This is a genomic window from Daejeonella sp. AP26, assembly GCF_056680515.1.
Genome location: NZ_CM155286.1, coordinates 1,300,072 through 1,319,618, shown reverse-complemented (window position 1 = coordinate 1,319,618; position 19,547 = coordinate 1,300,072). Strand labels below are relative to the sequence as shown.

The 19,547-nt window shown below is 41.6% G+C and carries 16 protein-coding genes; 8 read left to right on the top strand and 8 right to left on the bottom strand.

Annotated elements, in window-relative coordinates; all coding sequences use genetic code 11:
* Positions 1-391: 391 nt before the first annotated feature.
* Positions 392-1,864, bottom strand: coding sequence for a proline--tRNA ligase (gene proS, locus AC1MCB_RS05665; RefSeq protein WP_479967769.1), 1,473 nt, complete (start codon positions 1,862-1,864; stop codon positions 392-394).
* Positions 1,865-2,030: 166 nt separating this feature from the next.
* On the opposite strand from proS, the gene AC1MCB_RS05660 reads away from it, so the two are divergent.
* Positions 2,031-3,008, top strand: a complete 978-nt coding sequence (locus AC1MCB_RS05660; protein WP_479967768.1) for a hypothetical protein — start codon at positions 2,031-2,033, stop codon at positions 3,006-3,008.
* Between the two features lie 32 nt (positions 3,009-3,040).
* Positions 3,041-4,555 carry an OmpP1/FadL family transporter gene (locus tag AC1MCB_RS05655; RefSeq protein ID WP_479967767.1) on the top strand — a complete coding sequence of 505 codons (1,515 nt, stop codon included), beginning with the start codon at positions 3,041-3,043 and terminating at the stop codon, positions 4,553-4,555.
* Between the two features lie 115 nt (positions 4,556-4,670).
* On the opposite strand, the gene AC1MCB_RS05650 is transcribed toward AC1MCB_RS05655, so the two are convergent.
* Positions 4,671-5,150 (bottom strand): Dps family protein, encoded by a 480-nt coding sequence (locus AC1MCB_RS05650; protein WP_479967766.1) that lies wholly within the window; start codon positions 5,148-5,150, stop codon positions 4,671-4,673.
* Between the two features lie 250 nt (positions 5,151-5,400).
* Between AC1MCB_RS05650 and AC1MCB_RS05645 the strand changes: the two genes are divergently transcribed.
* Both AC1MCB_RS05645 and AC1MCB_RS05640 read left to right on the top strand, forming a co-directional pair.
* On the top strand, positions 5,401-6,303 hold the full coding sequence (locus AC1MCB_RS05645; RefSeq protein ID WP_479967765.1) for a DPBB and LysM peptidoglycan-binding domain-containing protein: 903 nt from the start codon (positions 5,401-5,403) through the stop codon (positions 6,301-6,303).
* The gene (locus AC1MCB_RS05640) at positions 6,293-6,934 is read left to right on the top strand and encodes a uridine kinase family protein (RefSeq protein WP_479967764.1); all 642 of its coding nucleotides are present in this window, start codon (positions 6,293-6,295) and stop codon (positions 6,932-6,934) included. Before AC1MCB_RS05645 ends, AC1MCB_RS05640 begins: the two co-directional genes overlap by 11 nt.
* A gap of 50 nt (positions 6,935-6,984) precedes the next feature.
* Here AC1MCB_RS05640 and AC1MCB_RS05635 read toward each other — a convergent pair whose 3' ends face one another.
* From AC1MCB_RS05635 to AC1MCB_RS05620, 4 genes are all read right to left on the bottom strand, one after another.
* Positions 6,985-7,647, bottom strand: a complete 663-nt coding sequence (locus AC1MCB_RS05635; RefSeq protein WP_479967763.1) for a CoA transferase subunit B — start codon at positions 7,645-7,647, stop codon at positions 6,985-6,987.
* Between the two features lie 7 nt (positions 7,648-7,654).
* Positions 7,655-8,014: a DUF4260 domain-containing protein gene (locus AC1MCB_RS05630; protein WP_479967762.1), complete on the bottom strand. Its 360-nt coding sequence runs from the start codon at positions 8,012-8,014 to the stop codon at positions 7,655-7,657.
* A 2-nt stretch (positions 8,015-8,016) separates the two neighbouring features.
* Entirely contained in the window at positions 8,017-8,718 is a 702-nt protein-coding gene (locus AC1MCB_RS05625) for a CoA transferase subunit A (RefSeq protein WP_479967761.1), read from the bottom strand.
* Positions 8,719-9,327: 609 nt separating this feature from the next.
* Complete coding sequence (locus AC1MCB_RS05620) at positions 9,328-10,134, bottom strand: queuosine precursor transporter (RefSeq protein WP_479967760.1); 807 nt, start codon at positions 10,132-10,134, stop codon at positions 9,328-9,330.
* A gap of 112 nt (positions 10,135-10,246) precedes the next feature.
* Between AC1MCB_RS05620 and AC1MCB_RS05615 the strand changes: the two genes are divergently transcribed.
* Both AC1MCB_RS05615 and AC1MCB_RS05610 read left to right on the top strand, forming a co-directional pair.
* A complete protein-coding gene (locus AC1MCB_RS05615) occupies positions 10,247-11,392 on the top strand; it encodes a methionine aminotransferase (protein ID WP_479967759.1) in 1,146 nt (381 codons plus the stop codon).
* Positions 11,393-11,433: 41 nt separating this feature from the next.
* Positions 11,434-12,210 (top strand): amidohydrolase, encoded by a 777-nt coding sequence (locus AC1MCB_RS05610; RefSeq protein ID WP_479967758.1) that lies wholly within the window; start codon positions 11,434-11,436, stop codon positions 12,208-12,210.
* Positions 12,211-12,277: 67 nt separating this feature from the next.
* Here the strand turns inward: AC1MCB_RS05610 and AC1MCB_RS05605 are convergent, their stop codons facing one another.
* Positions 12,278-13,102: a M57 family metalloprotease gene (locus AC1MCB_RS05605; RefSeq protein WP_479967757.1), complete on the bottom strand. Its 825-nt coding sequence runs from the start codon at positions 13,100-13,102 to the stop codon at positions 12,278-12,280.
* A 199-nt stretch (positions 13,103-13,301) separates the two neighbouring features.
* Here AC1MCB_RS05605 and AC1MCB_RS05600 point away from each other — a divergent pair, with 199 nt between their 5' ends.
* Entirely contained in the window at positions 13,302-16,085 is a 2,784-nt protein-coding gene (locus AC1MCB_RS05600) for a S8 family peptidase (RefSeq protein WP_479967756.1), read from the top strand.
* Position 16,086: 1 nt separating this feature from the next.
* Here AC1MCB_RS05600 and AC1MCB_RS05595 read toward each other — a convergent pair whose 3' ends face one another.
* Positions 16,087-16,965, bottom strand: coding sequence for a polyphosphate kinase 2 family protein (locus tag AC1MCB_RS05595; RefSeq protein WP_479967755.1), 879 nt, complete (start codon positions 16,963-16,965; stop codon positions 16,087-16,089).
* Between the two features lie 128 nt (positions 16,966-17,093).
* Between AC1MCB_RS05595 and AC1MCB_RS05590 the strand changes: the two genes are divergently transcribed.
* Positions 17,094-19,541, top strand: a complete 2,448-nt coding sequence (locus AC1MCB_RS05590) for a penicillin-binding protein 1A (RefSeq protein ID WP_479967754.1) — start codon at positions 17,094-17,096, stop codon at positions 19,539-19,541.
* The last annotated feature ends 6 nt before the right edge of the window (positions 19,542-19,547 follow it).

Sequence of the window (19,547 nt, the reverse complement as noted above, 5' to 3'; positions counted from 1 at the left end):
TAAACTTACATTTTTAAATGCGCGGATAGATATAAAAACAGACCATTACAGGTATGAGTCAAATGGCTGGAATTAAAAATGAATTTCACCCACTTTGACAGCACACTTACTATGTGCTTACTATGTACTTACTATGTGCTTACTATGTCATCCTTCGATCAAAAACCTGTGAGCACCCTGTAACCATATACTGAGTATATGGTTAACCAAAAACGAGGTATATTCTGAGCGTGTTGGAGAGCGTAAAATGAATTGTGTCGAAAAAGTTTTCTGAAAGCGCCACGGTGCTGTATTAAAACCCGACCGGGCATAAAAAAAGGAAGAGAGTGCCTCTTCCTTTTTATTTGGATTTTATTAACGTTATGCGATTTTTTTTCTTGAACCAGCCGTATTAATATGCTCTCGCAAACAGCACCCGTTGGGTAGATGGCTTTCCGCTTACCATACAAACGCCACCCTCCAGCTTATTATCCAAAGGAATGCAACGAATCGTCGCTTTTGTTTCTTCCTTTATCTGCTTCTCGGTTTCTACTGTGCCATCCCAGTGAGCGGAGATAAACCCACCTTTCTCATCCAGGATCTGTTTAAATTCATCGTATGAATTGGCTTGGCGAATATTTTCGTTGCGGAAGTTAAGCGCTTTATTGTAGATTGATACTTGAATTTCTTCTAAGAGCTTTTCAATATGCTCATCCAGGTTTTTGCGGCTAATCGTCTGTTTTTCGCGGGTGTCCCTTCTGGCAATTTCTATAGTTCCATTTTCGAGATCGCGCCCCCCTATAGCCAAACGTACGGGAACACCCTTCATCTCGTAGTCCGCAAACTTAAACCCTGGCCTGTAAGTATCACGGTTATCGTACTTAACAGAGATATTTCTGGCTTTTAGTTTCGAAGTTAATTCATTAGCCAGGTCAGAGATCTTTTCTAATTCTTCGTCGGAACGATAGATAGGCACTATAACTACTTGCATAGGTGCTAGTTTAGGAGGTAAAACTAAACCTGCATCATCGGAGTGAGCCATAATTAAGGCACCGATCAAACGGGTTGATACACCCCAGCTCGTTGCCCATACATGGTCCAGCTTACCTTCTTTGTTGCTGAACTTCACATCAAACGCTTTGGCAAAGTTTTGTCCGAGAAAATGAGATGTACCGGCCTGTAAGGCCTTCCCGTCCTGCATCAAAGCCTCAATACAATATGTCTCTAAAGCGCCGGCAAATCGTTCGGTCTCAGTCTTGCGACCCCGGATCACCGGGACGGCCATCACATTCTCGGCGAAATCGGCGTAAACATCCAGCATGCGTTCTGTTTCTTCAATCGCCTCCTGCGCGGTGGCATGTGCGGTATGACCTTCCTGCCAAAGAAATTCAGTTGTACGCAAAAACAAGCGCGTCCGCATTTCCCATCTGACCACGTTTGCCCATTGATTAACAAGTACTGGCAAGTCGCGGTATGACTGGATCCAGCCACGATAAGTATTCCAGATGATGGTTTCCGAAGTAGGTCTGACAATTAGTTCTTCTTCCAGCTTAGCATCTTCATCGACAATAATATTCCCATTTCCATCATTCTTAAGGCGATAATGTGTTACTACGGCACACTCTGTTGCAAAACCCTCTACATGGCTGGCTTCTTTGGAGAAAAATGACTTAGGGATGAATAATGGAAAATAGGCATTGCTATGACCGGTTTCCTTAAATCTTTTATCTAAGAAAGCCTGCATTCCCTCCCAAATAGAATAGCCGTAAGGCTTAATCACCATGCAGCCCCTTACTGCCGAATGTTCGGCGAGATCGGCTTTGGTAACAAGTTCGTTATACCACTGTGAATAATCCTCATTTCTACTAGTCAGGCCCTTGCTCATACGTGTTTATCTGGAATGAATTTTGTAATTTTAAAGCATTATATTGTTAGGCGACAAAGTTATAAAACTAGCACGTGTATTATAATTTATTATGCATGCAACCATTTAACAAAACTTTCGTCTAACAATTATCAACGAATCTATCAAACATTTAAATCTCGACCTCATGATAAAGAGACTTTTACCTACGTTTGCTGCAGTTGCTATTCTGTTGCTAGGTGCCTGCTCTACAAACAAGCTGGCGCAACAAAACGACCAGGTTGATGACGCATATTATACTGAAGCTCAGGCTCGGGAGCAAAGAGAATATCGTGCTCAAGCGGAGGAGAAAAAATCTGACCCCGGCTATGTTACGGAAGAAGAACTTTACGGTGATGAAGATTATGATTACAACGATCGTGATTATGCTGATCGTAATTATTCGGCCCGAATCTACCGCTTCCGCAACTATTCACCATGGAGAAGTTATCACGATACCTGGTACGATTATAGGTATGATCCATACTATAGCACCTTTAATTCTTACAATTATTACAACAGACCATCCTTTGGTATTAGTATAGGATTTGGCGGTTACGGCGGGTATAATTACTATAACCCATGGCGCTATTATGGTTCTAGCTATTACGGAAATTACTGGGGCCCTTATTCTTACTACAATAGTTACAACCCATATTACTCAAACGGTTTTTATGGCAATTACGGGAATGGATACTATGGCATTGGCCGACCTGTTATTGTGAACCCTAATTATAGAACCCGGCCAAATAGGGAAACTGATAATGTACGCTCTGGAGGTTATCCGGGTAGTAATGGTGGCCGAATAGGGACTGCACCGAATCGTCCGGTTAGAGGAACAACGAACGATGGTTCTACTACTATCGACAGGTCGTCTCAACCTTCCAGGATAGGCACCAGCAGGCCAGCTCGCACAGGAACAGCGGCTCCGGCGAGATCAGGATCGACAAGGCCAGCTTCGGCACCTACTGAAACACGATCTTCCAGGCCACAAAGAGAAAGCAGTCCGCCGCCACGTATAGAGAGCAGACCAGCAGAGAGGCCATCATCTCCCCCTCCATCTTCTACGCCTCAGCGGTCTTCGGATCAGGGTAGCAGCAGACCATCACGTACAGGAAACAGGTAACCGTTTATTAGATCTTAGCGCAAATTTTCAGAATGAATTTCAAAAATCTACTCGTACTGACTGCATTTATTGCAGCAGGAAGCCCCGCTTTTGCCCAATATGCATCAGATGCTCTTTTGTTCTCACAATCACAGCAAGGCGCTTCTTCCCGCTTTAAGGCTATGGGGAGTGCCCAGACTGCTGTTGGAGGAGATATAGGTTCATTATCTTCCAACCCTGCCGGACTTGGTCTTTTTACCAAGTCAGAGTTTAATTTTTCTGCTGATTTCTCAAACCGCCAAATAGACGCTCAGTATATCGGTCAGAATTCGACAGCGCAGAAAGACCGCCTTGGAATAGATCAGGTGGGTGTGGTAATTTACAATCCTACCTCTCGTACCAAAGGAAATGATTTAAAAACAGGCTGGCTGAGTTTTAACTATGGCATCTCTTATAATAAAACGAACAATTTCAATACAACGATCGATTTTGGCGCAACAAATCCTAACAGTTCTTATGCTGACTATTTAGCAGATCTTGGCAATAGTGAAATTTCACAAAGTGCCTTAACCGAAATGGCTTTTAATAATTTTCTGATCGAAAATGATGATGTTGGAAATACAGGCTATTTCCCTACAACTACATTAAACAATAACCAGCAAAATCGGGTTTACCGCACAGGATCCCAATCAGAAGTAAACTTTGGAGCGGGCGCCAACTACAGCAATAAGCTTTACCTGGGTGCATCTATTGCCTTGGCTTCTGTTGATTTTAACTCCGACAGGCAGTTTGGTGAGCAAGGAAACAATCAAACTTTTATAGGCCAGAATCCTAATTTTGCTGGGGGAACCTATGATCTCACCTATAACAGTAATCAAATAACAACCGGCTCAGGTTTTAACGCGAAGATTGGAATGATCTACCGGGCAACTGAAGCAGTCCGTGTCGGCCTTGGTTTCATCAGTCCGACATGGTTTCAAATCTCGGATAGTTTTGTGGAGTCCTTAGACACCCGTTACACGCGGGCTAATGGCAGTGCTATTACACCTGCCTACACCAACGAGCCGGCTATTTATGACTTTGAGTATACCCTGCGCACACCTTTCCGGGTGAACGGCGGGCTGTCGGCTATTATTAATCGACAAGGGCTGCTTAGCGCTGATGTTGAATATGTGGATTATTCATCAATCCATTTCAAATCAAATGAAAGCGCTACAGATGTGCGTAATAACAATGATATTCGCGACAGCTATAACGCAGCCGTTAATTTACGGGTGGGTGGCGAATATAAAATAAGCAATATGATGCTGAGAGCTGGTTATAACCGGGTAGGAAATCCGTATCAAAATATTGAAATATCTACCGATATTCTGTCTGCAGGAATTGGGTTTCGTACAAATCTAATGTATATCGACTTGACTTACCAGAACGCGACTTTCAATGGGACAAGTACTCCTTATGTTATTTCTTCTGACTACGCAGATTATCAGATAACAGGCGCCGGAGAGATTGCTAATTTGAAAAACACTAGTAATAATGTGTTTTTGACAATTGGTGCACGCTTCTGATCGCGAGGTATATCGTCCGAATCTGGATTAGTTGGGTTTAAGGATTAAGTATAAAATAAAAAGTCCTGTCAGTTTTAAACTGGCAGGACTTTTTATTTGCAGATTGATTTATGAGTTATTTCTTTCCGCAAAATGATCGTAGCATCCAGTTATTCTTTTCCTTGAACTGCATAAAAGAATTTATGAGATCATTGGTTCCATCATCGCCTGCCTCGGCTGTCAGGGTCATTATCTGCCGCTCCATATCAATCAGCCTGGAGAAATCATCCATTATAGCTTCTACCATTGCAATATCACCCATACCAAGAGTATTAATTTCCTGGATAGTTGAAACCTTTATATATTCGGAAAATGTACTGTGGGGAGACTTACCCAGGGTGAGTATTCGTTCTGCGAGATCATCAATAGTTTGCTGGGCGTTCGTATACAACTCCTCGAATTTAACGTGAAGGGTAAAAAAGTGTGCTCCCTTAACATTCCAATGGCAGCCCCTTAACTTTTGATAGTGAATGTGATAATTTGCAAGCAGATCATTAAGATGATCAACAATGGGTTTTACTTCTTTTTCTTCTAAACCTATTTCTTTGGCGTTCATAATATTATTGAATTTTTATTAATGGATAGCCAGGTTAATGCAATAAGCATGCAATTTTCGGGTATCCGATGTTTTTATATAAAGTGAAACTTTCTAAACAGGAGAGAGTATCAGATACTAATGATATCATGTATACAAAAGGAAAATTTTTAGCGTTTGTGTTACAGCGTATTCGTCTTTCTGAGAAGGAATAACCTGCTTAATTGTTTCATTTTTAGTATAATTGCGCAAATTTTAAAAAAACGAATTCATGCAGAGACAACTGTTATTATCTATTGGCTCTCTCTTATTTTCTATTACGACCCTTGCGGCTGCACCAATAGATTCCATTGGAGTTGAAAATTCAAACGGTAAAAAAGTTATTGTACATAAAGTAGAATCTAAGGAAAGCTATTATTCAATATCCAGAAAATACAAAGTAAGCCCACAATCTGTAATCGACTTCAATACAAATAAGTCATTACAAATCGGTGCCATAATCAAGGTGCCCACAGACAGAGTTGTTGGCCCTGACCGTATTGTCAATGTTCCTCTTTCAAGTAAGCTCGACAAGAGTGCGGACAAAGGTGATAAAACAGCTACGGTTGATTATAAGGTGGGGCCGAAGGAAACATTTTACTCAATCGCAAGAAAGTTTAATACCTCGGTTGATGCAATAAAATCTTTGAATAATATTACCAGCAACTCCCTGGCAGCAGGCCAGATACTCAAGATCCGCTACGGTACTCAAACGGCGGAGATAACCCCTCCCACTCCGGTTGCTTTACCAAGGAATATGACGGATGGCCGAAATACTAATCCCACTCAGATTGACAGTAGTATTAATGCGGGTGAGCGGTTGAGGCTCCCACCTGCGCGTTACGGCTTAAGGGAGGTTGATGATAGAGGAATAGCTCTACGCATTTCAGATGAAAGTCTGGACGGCAGCAAAATGCTGGCTCTTCATCGTACAGCACCTATCGGTACGGTAATAAAGGTTACTAATACGATGACAAATAAAAGCACTTTTGCCAAAGTGGTAGGGAAATTTACCGAGAATGAATCTACAAAAGACGTGATCATTGTAATAACAAAATCTACTGCCGAGCTGATTGGCGCTTTGGATAAACGTTTCCAAGTTAACATCGTATACGGCGTTCCTAATGAATTCTAAGCCTTATGTAATTGGTATTGCCGGCGGCAGCGGTTCGGGGAAAACTTTTTTTCTCAATTGTTTTTTGAACCACTTTCAGAAAGATGATGTGTGCCTGGTTTCACAGGACGACTACTATATACCTGTAGCGCATAACATGACCCCGGAAGAGAACAAGCTTTATAACTTTGATCTTCCGGCAACAATTGACAAACAGCATTTCTTAGATGATATTGACAAGCTGTTACGTGGCGAAGTGGTCACTAAGAAGGAATATACCTTCAATAATCCGAACGCTACGCCTAAAATGCTGGAGATCAAGCCAGCCCCTATTCTTATTATAGAAGGCTTATTTATTCTTCATTTTGAAGAGATAGCTGCGCTGATGGATTTAAAGATTTTTATAGATACCGAGGAAGAGGTAGCATTGAAACGTCGCCTGAAACGCGATTTAATAGAGCGTGGTTACTCTGAGGAAGACATCTTATATAAATGGCATAATCACGTAATACCATCTTACAGAGAGTATCTATTGCCTTACAGGGATGAATGTTCGAGGGTGATTACTAACAATACCCACTTAGCCGAGGATATCATTTGTATCACTGAGCAGATTTCTAAAGATTTAAAAGCGAGACTTCAGTTGAGTTAACCGGGTATACCGTGACAGGTGTATTATCTACCTGTCACGATTATTAATATCTAATCTAACTGCATTTCCGGAACTTCCCCTTCTATAATAAGTTTTCCGGTGGTTACAGATTTGATATATTCAGTACTTACCCCAGGAGCCCTTTCTACGAGTCTGAAACCTCCTTCCGGCAACACATCCAGCACGGCCAGCTCTGTGACAATCTTTTTAATGCAGCGGACTCCGGTTAGCGGTAAAGTGCATTCCGGAAGTAGTTTGCTTTCTCCAGCCTTGTTTACGTGCTGCATGGCTACAATAATATTTTTGGCTGAGGCCACCAGGTCCATTGCTCCGCCCATGCCTTTGACCATTTTGCCGGGTATTTTCCAGTTAGCTATATCACCATTCTCTGAAACTTCCATAGCACCCAGAATAGTCAAATCTACCTTCTGAGAGCGGATCATCCCAAAACTCATCGCCGAGTCAAAGAAAGCTGATCCGGGCAGCGTGGTAATAGTTTGTTTACCTGCGTTAATCAGGTCGGCATCTTCTTCTCCTTCAAACGGGAAAGGACCCATGCCAAGTAATCCGTTTTCAGACTGTAAGACTACTTCAAGCCCCTGAGGGATGTAATTGGCCACCAGTGTAGGGATACCTATTCCCAGGTTTACGTAAAAGCCGTTTTTTATTTCTTTAGAGATGCGTTTCGCGATTTGATCTTTGCTTAAAGCCATATAAGTATTAATTAGTTTTCTTGCCGATATGGCCAAGATGGGTATGGGTAAAACGATCTGAATATTTTAATCCGTAGCCAAATATCCTATCCATGGATGAATGAGCAAATAGAATAATTCCTGCCAACAGAACCCAATCGTATTGCAGATAAAAGCCGCCGATAAAAATGCAGATGGCCAATGCCTTGTGATGAACAATATTATATAAGAAGGCTACAAATCGACTATTTGCAGCATAACCAATCATATTAATGTCAGCGGTTAGCAACAAAGAAGGAAAAACCGACCAGCAAAAACCTGTAGTTGCAAAAGCAAACAATGCTAAATCGAACATTGCTATTTCTTCAAGAAGTATGATCGTTTTCAACTTTATTCTTTTTTTCTCACTGTGCGTTGTTCGATTCTCTTTTCATAGTTAGTCCCTTGAAAGATCCGCTGAACGTAAATTCCAGGGGTGTGGATATGATCGGGATCCAACTCACCGGGCTCGACAAGTTCTTCCACCTCTGCAATAGTGATTTTTCCGGCCATTGCCATTACAGGATTAAAGTTACGCGCAGTTGCCTTGTAGACCAGGTTGCCGGCGGTATCGCCCTTCCAGGCTTTAACGATGGCAAAATCAGATTGAAAAGCCATTTCCATCAGGTATTCCTTACCGTCAAAATTGCGGGTCTCTTTTCCTTCGGCTACCTCCGTTCCTACTCCGGCAGGTGTGAAAATGGCTGGCATGCCATATCCGGCGGCCATACAACGGGTTGCGAGAGTCCCCTGGGGTACCAGCTCAACCTCCAGCTCGCCGCTTAATAATTGACGCTCAAACTCTGCATTCTCGCCCACATATGAGGCAATCATCTTCCTTACTTGTCGCCTTTGCAGCATCAGGCCTATCCCAAAATCATCTACTCCCGCATTATTAGAAATACAGGTGAGTTCTTTAACCCCCTTTTCGACCAGGGCATTGATTGTGTTTTCCGGAATACCGCACAAGCCAAAGCCACCCAGCATGATAGTCATGCCATCCTCGATATCTTTAATTGCCTCTACGGCGTTTAGAACTGTTTTATTTATCATCTTAAAGGTTGGTTTGGAACGAAAATAGCAAATAGCTACAGATAAGAAATCATAACCATTGAAAATTAACGTTTAAAACCTCTGGAAGGGTCAAACTATTGAGATGAATAATGGAATAACGGCAGAGGACTCTCAGGATAATCAAATGTCACTCAAGGGTATGGAGCAATTCATGCAGGAGTGTGTATTTAAAAAGTGTTGCAAAAAGTATAAAAAAGGCAAGCGCTGTAAGAATTGCCCCAAAAAGGAAAAATAGTTACAGCTACCGATGTAAATTCCCTAACCGAATCGACCGTCAAACTCAGATTCTTGTTTACCGGCTAACCATATTAAAGGATTTAGTTTGAGGAATGTATTAAACACCTTAACTACGCATGCTCTTTCCTCATTAACTAACAGCGATGCCTTTAATAATTATAATAATCAATTAGCGGCATATTAATTCTGATGGGTTGTACCCTGCCTGCCATGAAAGTCAATTTTCTCATTACTAAACATCAAAGGTCCTGTATATACAGAAGGTTTTGTCAAAATTAATTGGACCAGGATAGTTAAGATTTAGAGTTGTCGTGAGACAATAGCTGATAGTTAAAGAGGCTAAGATGGTAATTAATTGTTAGCATTAAGTGGCATTTTAACATCAACGTCTCGTTTTCCCGCAGCTTCAATTAAGCGGTGTGCGAGATCCTTCCCGAGGTAGCGATCGATTATTTCATGTATTACATATAAAAGCGGTGTCATTAAAATAGCTACAACGAACTTATATGTATAATTCACAATCCCAATGGCTGCAACCATTTGCCAGCTCCAGTTGTACTGTGGGTTGATGTAAAAAGCAATAAAGATGACCACAAAACTGTCGATAAATTGCGAAACCAATGTAGAGCCGGTTGCCCGTAGCCAGAGGGCCTTTTCACCGGTCCATCTTTTGATCCGGTGAAAGATCATGACGTCCGCAATTTGCCCGATAAGAAATGCCGTTATCGAGCCTGCAATGATCCACATCCCCTGGCCAAAGATTCCGGCAAAGGCCAGGTTCATGTTGACAGGCTGCCCGTCGATATTTTGGTTGATCCAGAAGTCAGACGGTTGCAAGTTAATAGCAAATCCTACGACTACAAAGGCATAGGTAATAAGAATTGATGTCAGTATTGAAAGGAAGCGCACTTGTCTGACTCCGAAATACTCGTTGATTATATCAGTCATGATAAAGATGAGCGGCCATGTGACTACACCGGCTGACATATTAAAAGAGAGATCAGGGACTCCAAACAGATCAATATCTAATTTTCTCATCCCTAATGAGCCTTCAACCGTGAAGATCTTCACGCCAATAAATTCAGCAAGGATTGCGTTAGCGACAAAAAAGGTCCCTAATATTAGAAATAGGCGACTTTCTTTAGTTTTAAAGGTCATACCCGTTGAAGGTAATAATTCTAACTAGAAAAAATAAAACCCTAAAAGAAATACTAAGTTATCTCCCGAAAGACAAAGGCAACAAATTTTTTAATTTATTACTTTAGCGATAATGATTTCAATTACATCTAAGCTTCCAAATGTAGGTACTACTATTTTCTCGGTAATGTCGCAACTGGCGCTGGAAAACAATGCAATTAATTTGTCGCAAGGCTTTCCTGATTTTGAATGCCCGGCTGAACTTATTGGTTTGGTATCAAAGCATATGAAAAAAGGGCACAATCAATATGCGCCTATGCCCGGTGTTTTGAACTTACGCGAAAAGGTAGCAGAGAAGATAAATAAACTGCACGCGGCCAGCTATAATCCGGAGACAGAGATCACTGTTACCGCTGGTGGTACTCAAGCTATCTTCACCGCCTTAACGGCCGTCATTCACCCGAATGATGAAGTGATCATCTTTGAACCTGCTTATGATTGCTACTCTCCCACTGTCAAATTACTCGGGGGGCTGGTAAAATCGTTTGAACTCTCAGCGCCCGACTATCAAATCGATTGGGAGATGTTAAAGAAGCTGATAAGCAGTCGTACCCGTTTAATTATTTTAAACTCGCCGCACAATCCTACCGGCATGATATTGACAGAGTACGATATTAAGCAACTAAGTCACCTGATACAGAATACCGATATCTTAATTTTAAGCGATGAAGTTTATGAACATATGATTTACGATGACTGTAGCCATCTTAGCATGGCCAGATATCCGATCTTGCGGGAACGATCCTTTATAGTAGCTTCTTTCGGAAAGTTGTTTCATAATACAGGCTGGAAGATCGGATATTGTGCTGCGCCTATATGGCTTATGGCAGAGTTTCGTAAAGTACACCAGTTTCTGGTTTTTAGCGTTAATACACCCGTGCAGTATGCAATAGCAGATTATCTTGCAAATGAATCTAACTATCTGGATTTAAAAGATTTCTATCAGCAAAAAAGAGATACCTTCAAAGAGTTGATGCGCAATACCCGGTTTGATCTGCTTCCATGCTTGGGTTCGTATTTCCAATGTGTTCAATATAGTCGCATTTCTAATGAGCATGATGTTGAATTTGCAACAAGGCTGATTAAAGATTTTAAGGTGGCCGGGATTCCGGTTTCAGCATTCTACAATCGTCGTTCAGATGAGCATGTTTTACGCTTTTGTTTTGCCAAAAAGCAAGAAACGCTTGAGAAAGCCGTTGAAAGATTAATAAAAGTTTAAACAAACAAGACGAACTAAGCAATTCCGTATACCCTACATAAATGAGTACTCTAAAAATAACCACCTTCCAGGCCTACCTTTTTTGGGAAAATATCGACAAGAATCTTCAGAATCTTGGCCTGCGTTTATCAGCCATACGGGAAAAAACAGATCTAATTGTGTTACCGGAGATGTTTAGTACAGGTTTTTCAATGAATCCGGAGAAACTGGCAGAAGAGATGAACGGTAAGAGTATGCAGTGGATGCAGGCTCAGGCTCAGAAATTTGAATGCGTGATAACCGGCACCTTAATTATTCGTGAAGAAGGCAAATATTATAATCGCCTTATCTGGATGAGACCCGACGGCACTTTTGAAAAATATGACAAACGCCACCTGTTTGGGTTTGGCGAAGAGGACAAGCACTACACAGCTGGAAATAAGAAACTTTTTGTTGAGTTAAACGGTTGGAAGATATGCCCTGTTATTTGCTATGATCTTCGTTTTCCGGTATGGTTGCGTAACACGAACGAAGAATATGATATGTTGCTGGTTTTAGCCAACTGGCCAGAACGACGTTCTTTACATTGGCGCACCCTTATTCCAGCGAGAGCAGTAGAAAATCAGGCCTTTGTGGTGGCAGTTAACCGTGTGGGCCATGATGGCAATGAGATCTATCATTCCGGAGATTCTATGTGCATAGATCCGAATGGAAAAGTAGTGTATTATAAACCGAATGATGAGGATTTGTATACATTCTCTATTAATTTGGATGAAGTAGCGAAAAGCCGGATTAGCCACCCGTTTCTGAGAGACGCAGATCAGTTCAAAATTCTTTAATGCATCAAACCATAAAAAAAGCCTTTCCTATTATCCAGGAAGGGCTTTTCTTTACACCATTTTTAGATTAGTATAGGTAATTCAGTGCAATTACATCATTCGCATTGAACAGGCGGTTACCACCGTTTGAGCAGGCAAGCATCCATGATTCAGCATCAGGTGTACTTGGCGTTCCCGGAATAAGCACCGCGCCTACGCCTGCTGTTCCTTCATTAACTTTACGTTTACCACCACAGCTGTACTGGCGCGCCATGTAGTCGGTATGACGGAATCCAATGCAATGCCCCATCTCGTGCGTTAATACTGAAGCAAGGTAATTAACGTCCGGATTTGCGCCATAAGCTGCTTCGTTGGTATTCATCTGGATCTGGTTGAATGGATTTCCGGATGAAGTAGGGAAGCCCGCAGAACCCAAAGTGATATAACCACCGCTAGGTCCTTCATTAAAACCGATGATGTTAATGTTCCCACCGCTGCTTACTCTTTGAAAAGTAATACGCAAATTTTGTGCGTTGTAACGTGAGATTGCCAGGTCTGCTGCCTGGGAATACGGAGTTGTTAAGTTTGATACTGAAACAGTTATTACCCGCGGTAATCCGGTTACCAGGTTGGTGGTTCGGTACTGTTCATCTTGCGCAATCCTTAAACTCGGACTATTTGGATCACTTTTTAGATTTTCGTCAGTAAGAAGAATATCCCCTTCGACTAAATAACCGCCATTGCGGGCGATTACATTTTCACTGCTGAAACCCAATTTTTCAATTTTGTCTAGTACTTGTTGTGATACCCCTGTTTGAACTGGCTCCGGAGCACGTTCTGATTTCTTACAGGATAGAGCAGCAACTGACACAGCCCCGGCCAGTATGCAGATTTGAATTTTTTTTAAGATCATGGGTTCTTTAGATTGGTTTGATTTTTAGATGTGTTTATGGTGTAAAAATTTAAATAGTACCGGGGAGAGCTGTATAATCTAGAAATCCTTAACCTTGCATTTAACCTTTTGTTTGTTGCTTTTTGCCATTTTAAAAATTCAATATATAATGAAATCGTTACATTATAATAGGTTTTCAATTTAATTTTTTTACACAGACATGTTAAAAGGCGCCCTTAGTGTTCTTCTTACTTTAAGCTTTTTTGTAGCCGGAGCGCAGGATAAAAGCCTTTCTGATCGGTTTAAAGCGCTGCTGAGACCAGGTAGCCATCTGGATTCTTCTGATCTTTTTTTGGTCAAAATTAATTCTACTCAGGCATTGAAAAATGAGCAATTGAAAGTTGTTCGGCAGCTTGACCGGCAACATTATATTGTAAAGACCAACGGCAGACTATCCCGCAAAAACGTGATTTTCCAATTGCCGGTAAATAGCTTTTGGAAAGCCAGCGACAATTTGCTGAGAGAGAGTGTCAAGACTACAAAGCGGAACCTGAATGTAGTGGTGGTATTGAAGCCTCGAAAAGTCTTTGCAGATCTCGGTTTAGAAAGTAAGCAGCTAATTAAGGCAGATGGCCGAAAGATATATTTGAACACTAAATCAAATCAGCTTGAAAAGATACTTGATAACCCGGCCATCATCTTTGCAGATTTCCAAAGAACAGCCAGCGAAGAAACTTTAATAAATGATTTGGATCTATCTGTAAACCAGGTAAACCGAGTTCACTTACTATATCCCTCTTTAACTGGAAATGGCATCACCATTTCTCTCAAGGAGGAACGGTATAATGTAAACGATCTGGATCTCTTAGGTCGAAGTATAACCTCGCCTTTACAATCGACGAATATTTCCTCACATGCCACCATTATGGCAACTCTGGTTGGTGGTAACGGAAACAGCTTTATAAAAGGCTTAGGTGCCGCACCCAAGGTCAGGCTAACTTCATCTGATTATAAAAATTTATCCCCCGACCCTGCGTCTGAATTAAACGCTTTAGGGGTAAGCATTCAAAATCATTCGTATGGAACTGGCATCGAGAATTATTATGGTATTGAAGCAAACGAATATGATCAGCAAATCTTCCTGGCGGACACACTGACGCATGTGTTCTCAGCCGGAAATAGTGGAACAACTCCACCAAATACCGGGCTCTATGCAGGTATTTCCAACTTCGCTAATTTATCTGGCACCTTTAAGCAGGCTAAAAATGTTTTGGTGGTTGGCGGAACCAGTAATGAGCATGTGGCAGAGGCTTTAAGCTCAGCGGGGCCGGCATATGACGGACGCATCAAACCCGAACTAATGGCTGCCGGGGCGGAAGGAACTTCAGGCGCAGCTGCATTAACCAGCGGAGTGGTAAGCCTCCTTCAACAGCAGTATAAAACACAAACAGGCGTTCTCCCCTCTGCGGCTCTGGTTAAAAGTGTTATGGTAAACTCCGCCGATGATCAGGGTCGCCCCTTTCCCGACTTCAAGTATGGCTTTGGAAATTTAAATGCATTTCAATCGGTTCAAACTATCAAGGAAAATCGTTTTAAGGGCGGAGTATTGTCGTCGTCAGACCAGCTGGTGTTCCCGCTGACCATAACTGATAAAAATGCGGAGATTAAAGTGACACTGGCCTGGAATGATCCTGCTGCGGAATTAAATGCCCCGCGAGCTCTGATCAATGACCTTGATCTTTGGCTAATGGATCCTGATGGGAATAAGATTCAGCCGTGGGTATTGAGTAGTTATCCGAATGTGGATTCTTTGACTGCGCCCGCTATTCGAAAAAGGGATACCTTAAATAACATTGAACAAATTACTGTCAATGGTTCATCAGGCAATTATACAATACATGTTTCGGGACAACGGGTTACAGGAAGACAAAGTTTCTATATAAGCTACAGTGTCAAACCAGCTGGAAAATTCACATGGACTTATCCCCTGTCAGTTGATCAGGTATTTGCCGGTGAAGATAATTACCTGAGGTGGGAAAGCTCAATACCTGTTGAAGGAGGTAAAATTTTGATTAGTTATGATAGTGGGGCTATATGGAATGAAATATCCACTGTTGGGTTAAAAACAGGCTTTCTAAAATGGAACAGCCCTGATGTATTTGCCAAAGCAATATTGAAAATGTCAGTGGGTGGCAAAGACTATATGAGCGAAGAGTTTTCTATTTCCACTCCCCCGAAACTAAGGGTAGGCTATAACTGTACAGATGGAGTTTTACTTAGTTGGCCGTCACATATGGAGACCAGTAGGTATAATTTATATACCATTAAAGATAATCTCCTTCAAATCTTAAAAACCATTAACGATACATCGATCTTGGTTAATCGTCAGGAAATATCTTCAGACTTCTTTGCTATAAGTCCAGTCCATAAGGATGGCTTTGAGGGCCTGCGTAGCCTGACCATTAATGCTGCTTCACAGGGTGTTGGCTGTTATGTTCAATCATTACTAGCCGATGTAAATACTAAAAATGCCGTTACCCTGACCTTAAACCTGGGAAGTACTGTTGGTTTAAAAAGCATCCGCTGGGAAAAGCAAGCGGGTCCGGATTCTTATAGTCCGTTAGGCGAGCGTGCTATTATCCAATCCCTTAATTATTCGTTTACTGATTTCAATCCGAAACCAGGTATCCAATACTACCGCGCGGTATTAATAACGCAGGATGGCAGAGAGATAATTTCTGAGTTGGCTTCCGTGATTTACCTCGATACTTATCAATTTACTCTTTTTCCCAACCCGGCTGGTCAGACGTTTACGGTACTAAGTGGAACGATCGATGAGTTTGTACTTAATCTATATAATTCACAGGGACAAAGAGTCCGCACGGAAGTGCTGAACAATATCAGCCAGTCTTACAACATTGCGAGCCTGGAGAACGGAATCTATATCTGTGTGATTAGCTTAAGAGGCCGCCCCCTTTTTAGGAGTAAGATCATAAAGATCTGAGCTATTCAGCTTCGAGTTGTTTACGGCAATCCTCTAGTTTTGACGTTTCCTCATTTGACAACAGAGGCAATTTCATATCCAACGATTTGAGTTTATCAACGATTATTTTACTGATGGCTATTCTTGTAAACCACTTCTTATCTGCCGGCACTATATACCAGGGTGCATCGTCTGTTGAAGTGCTAGAAATAGCTTCTTCATAGGCTTTCATATAGTCATCCCAATGACCACGCTCCTGAACGTCGAAGGACGAAAACTTCCAGTTCTTCAACGGGTCGTCTATTCGCTCAAGAAAGCGTACCTTTTGTTCTTTCTTCGAAAGATTCAGGTAAAATTTGATGAGCACAGTTCCATTGAGATGGAGATGTTTCTCAAAATCTACGATACTTTTATAACGGGTTTCCCAAAAATTGTTGTCAAGTGATTCTACTGAAGTGTAGGTCCCGATCCCCTCCTTTAGTACCAGTTCCGGATGTACCTTGCAAACCAATACGTTTTCATAGTGTGAACGGTTATGTATGCCAATACGACCCCTTTCAGGTAAAGCAAGATAGTGTCGCCACAAAAAATCGTGTTCGTACTCCTGACTACTCGGTTGCTTAAAACTAAAAACCTGGCAACCTTGCGGATTAATGCCACTCATCACATGCTCAATGGCGCTATCTTTGCCTGCAGCATCCATAGCCTGGAAAATTATAAGCACGGAGTAACGATTTGTAGCATACAACTTCTCCTGGAGTTCGTCCATTTCAGCTTTATACTCATTCAGTATGTCAACTGCATCTTCTTTCTTGTAGTCAAATGTTTCATTGCTGTCAAAATCTTTAAGGCTTATTTTCTTTTGACTATCTATTTTAAAGTTTTTTACAATTTCGTCCATACTAAATGCTTGCTTAATAATATTTTAAGGTAGAAATTTTAAGTTGGAAACTACGTTATCGCTGAAGTGTTTTGTAAAAACAACGTTTCCTTATCATTTTAGCCGTGTAATTTTCACATATTTACTCAATGTTCAGAAGAATAAAATTCAAACCTCTGCGCTATAGCGTGATATTTATTTATTTCATTATTCTGCTTTTCTGTGCCATTGAACTAAACTTTCTGGGTCTTTTTGGTTACTCACCTAATATAGTTGACATTAAAACACCCAACATGCGCATCGCCTCCGAGCTGTATACTGCAGATGGAAAGCTTATTGGTCGTTATTATAAAGAAAACCGCACCCCTGTCGAATATGATAAGATTGCCCCCAGCGTAGTTAACGCGCTAATTGCCACCGAAGATGTTAGATTTTTTGAGCATTCAGGTGTTGATTTCAGGTCTTTAATCTCCAGTTTAGTATCAACTGCCTCTGGAGATCGGCGTGGTGCAAGTACAATAACCCAGCAGCTAGCTAAAAATCTTTATAGCACGCGTAATAAAAAGTCTGAAGGGTTGATAAAATATGTTCCCGGTTTGAGAACCCTGGTTTATAAGTTCAAAGAACTGATGACAGCTGTAAAACTGGAAGGGTACTATACAAAACCACAGATCTTAACGCTTTACCTTAATACGGTACCTTTTGGCGGAAACACGTATGGTATTAAAACAGCTGCCAAGCATTTTTTCAATAAACAACCCAACGAACTTGAGGTCCAGGAGTCGGCTACGCTCATCGGGATCTTAAAAGCAAACACCACCTATAATCCGGTGCGAAATCCGGAGAAATCTTTGGAACGCAGAAATGTCGTTCTATCGCAGATGCAAAAATATAATTACCTGACCCCTAACGAATATGAGCGTTACAGCAAATTACCTCTGCAAACCAAACAGGGCGAGTTTAACGAAGGTAATGAGGGAGAATCCTATCTAAAGTCTGCTGCAGCTAATTTCATTAAAAAATGGTGTGAAGAAAATAATTATGATCTGTATGAAGGAGGTCTAAAAATCTATACGACCATTGACTCCAGGTTACAGGAACACGCTGAAGAGGCGGTCATAGGGCAGATGAAACGATTGCAGCGCCGGCTAAACAATGAGTGGGGAAATGAGAAACCGTGGCGAAACTCTGAAGGTGATCCAATTGAGGATTTTGCGTTAAATGCTGCAGAGCGATTACCTGTGTATGATTATTTAAAAAAGCGGTATAATAACAATGCTGACTCAATAAGAATCTATCTGGAACGACCTAAAAGCATGAATGTTTTTAGCTGGGACGGAGAAAAGAAAGTAGAATTTTCAACACTAGATTCGCTGGAGTACTACTCAAAGTTTTTAAACACCGGTATGATGACACTGGATCCGTTCAGTGGTCATATCAAAGTTTGGATTGGGGGAATAGATCACCAGTTTTTCAAGTATGACCATGTTAACCAGGCAAAGCGTCAGGCAGGTTCTACTTTTAAGCCCTTCGCCTACCTGGCAGCCTTGGAGTCAGGAATGACCCCATGCGATAAGATGACTGACAAGCCTGTTAAAATTAAATTTATAGAAAATAACGAAACCGAGTACTGGGAACCCAATAACGCAAGCTATAGTTTCTCCTACCGGGATATGACTTTGCGACACGCCATGGCCAGATCAATTAATTCTATAACAGCGCAAATTACCGAAAAGGTAGGTGCAGAAAGTGTGGTCGACTATGCTCATAAATGTGGTATTGAAAGTAAATTAAAGCCAGTACCCTCTGTCGGCCTGGGCGCTAATGACGTTAGTGTTTTTGAGATGGTGAAAGCTTACGGAACATTTTTAAATAAAGGGATGCGCTCAGAACCCATACTTGTTGAAAAGATCACCGATAAAGATGGGAAAGTACTTGCCGAATTTAAAGCAGAAACCTCAAGAGCGATCAGCGAAGAGATGGCCTGGCTGATGATGTATATGTTACGGGGTGGTATGGAAGAACCCGGGGGTACCTCGCAAGCTCTATGGGAATGGGAATTATTTAAGAAGGGGAATCAAATTGCCGGGAAAACCGGTACATCATCGGATTACGTAGATGGATGGTATATGGGGCTGACAAAAGATCTGGTAACAGGCGTTTGGGTAGGTTGCGACGAACGCACGGTACATTTTCGCTCTTCTGGAAGCGGCGAAGGTTCAAAAACTGCTTTACCGATCTTCGCGACGTTTATGGAGAAAGTATATCAGGATCCTAAGTCCGGCATCACTTTTGGACCTTTTCCTAAACCGGGAGTAGAAATAACAATGGAGTATAATTGCGTAACACCCCAGTATGAGTTTGCCCAAACTGATACTGTCACCGTCGACAGCTTATCAGTGGATTCACTTATTAATCCGGTCGAGCATCAAGATTCGGTTGAATTTCAGATTCCTGAACCAGAGAGTGAAGAAGTAAATTCAACATCCCAGCCAAAAGATAAATCTGCCAAACCAGCTACCGCTCAGCCAAAGCAGGAGGAAAAGAAAACGCGCAAAGAATTACGGGAAGAGAGAAGGAAGAAGGATAGTGGTTGAAAATAA